Origin of the sequence: Moorena sp. SIO4A1, assembly GCF_010672065.1 — a bacterium.
Taxonomy (GTDB): Bacteria; Cyanobacteriota; Cyanobacteriia; order Cyanobacteriales; family Coleofasciculaceae; genus Moorena.
On record NZ_JAAHHX010000516.1, the window covers coordinates 1 to 1,738 of the forward strand.

Annotated in this window: 2 protein-coding genes and 1 pseudogene; all 3 read left to right on the plus strand. The window is 45.3% G+C overall.

All coding sequences use genetic code 11. The features are described from left to right. A pseudogene (locus F6K53_RS40115) lies at positions 1 to 730 on the plus strand (ATP-binding protein); the annotation flags it as partial. Positions 731 to 1,051: 321 nt separating this feature from the next. Continuing rightward, the gene (locus F6K53_RS40120) at positions 1,052 to 1,342 is read left to right on the plus strand and encodes a hypothetical protein (protein WP_293040803.1); all 291 of its coding nucleotides are present in this window, start codon (positions 1,052 to 1,054) and stop codon (positions 1,340 to 1,342) included. Positions 1,343 to 1,356: 14 nt separating this feature from the next. Further along, positions 1,357 to 1,728 carry a type II toxin-antitoxin system death-on-curing family toxin gene (locus tag F6K53_RS40125; protein ID WP_293085650.1) on the plus strand — a complete coding sequence of 124 codons (372 nt, stop codon included), beginning with the start codon at positions 1,357 to 1,359 and terminating at the stop codon, positions 1,726 to 1,728. Positions 1,729 to 1,738 lie beyond the last annotated feature (10 nt).

Consider the following 1,738-nt stretch of genomic DNA (forward strand, 5'->3'; position numbering starts at 1 on the left):
ACGGAAAGCATTTGAAGTATTACTCGATCTCCTGCAAAGGTTAGCTGAATCTGAGGGGGAACGGGTAGTGTTGATTTTGGAAAGCTTCCCCCACATCCGCTCTTGGGATCGTCATGGGGTGTGGGAAAAATTTTTGCGGAAACAGATCGAAGGTCAGACTCAGGTAAGTTATGTGCTAGTGGCAACGATCGCAGAAACCAGCATTTATCCCCATGAACCAGGGAATAATTTGGAAATCGTGCAGCTGGCTCCTTTAGCTGATGATGTGGTTGCGGCTTGGGTAACTGAAGTTTTGCATACCCAACGGCTGACCTTCGATCCGCGATCGCAAGCACTGGAAATCTTTGTCAATGCGGTGCAAGGACACTTCGGTGATGCGTCGGCACTGGTGCGACGTCTCAAGTCGGTACGAGTTTCTGATGGGCTAATTCGTGATGGCCATGTTCAGCAGGCCATCCAAGAACTGCTAGCGGACTTATCCATGGTCTTCGAGTCATTACTAATGCTGCTTCCAGCTAATCAAGCCCATCTTTTAGAATCCCTGGCCCTAGACCCTACCGACAAGCCACAAAGTCGAGATTATATTCAAAAGCATTACCTATCAAGAGGGGGTTCTCTCCAAGGAGCGATCGCTGGGTTGCAGCACAAAGGTTTGATTTATGGCTCCGAGCAAGGCTACCGACTGGCTTTACCTCTGTTTGCTTTGTGGCTTTGCAAGCGCTTGAGTTGATATAGCTTTTGTATCTGGGTTGTGAAGATACTTGCGCAAGGTAAGAGGCAATAGGCAAGAGGCAAGAGGCAAGAGGCAAAAGGCAAGAGGGGTTCGAGATCTTAAGTTTTATTGTCCAATAAAAAAAGACCATACAGCTTTACATCGCTATCTCAAGCTCAACAGATGCGTTCGTGTAGCGTGACCGTAGGTCAATCCCATTTTGAGTCTGTGTTATGCCTACTACTTTTTTGCTACACTCTGGGTATTATCTATGATTCCCAATAGAAGAAGCTTTATCCTTTTTGACTTGCCGGAGCTAGTATAAGCACACTTCAAGCCATGAACTCCCTAGATGCAATCACCCTCAAAGCCTTCTTGGTCGCCCTAACTCAGCTAGAGGATTCACTTTCAGCGGAACTTCAGGGTGAGTTAAATGCCCTTGGTAAGGAGTTTCCCTCCGGTGTTTCCAATCTTCATGTCTTGGCTAAGGGTTTGGCTCCTTTGGAACAGGCTGACAAGGTGGCAAATCCTGCTAGTATTCAAGATAATTCTGAATTCGAGGCAGCAATGGAAGCTTTCGCGATAACTCGCAAAAACTATCGCAATGCTTTTCGGGAATTAGCTCATTGAAAGAGCCTCGCTGGGTGCCAGAGCAAGCAGTAATAGCTATCCATGACGAGTTAATAGTAGAGCATGGCGGATGTTTTGGATTAAGAGACCCGAATTTACTTTCAAGTAGTTTAGCTAGACCTAAACATTTATTTGCCTACAGTGATAGTGCTAGTCTGTTTGATATCGCAGCAGCCTACGCTTTTGGTTTGGCAAAAAATCATCCTTTCGTCGATGGTAACAAGCGAATTGCTCTTGCTGTCATCGACGTTTTTTTACGTCTAAACGGATATGAGTTAGTGGCGGCAGAAGAAGAAGCCGTTATCAAGATTAATAATTTAGTAGAAGGAATAGAAAATCAAGAGTCTATAGCTACTTGGATTGCAGGCAACTCTCAGGAAGTGTAAGTAATAATAA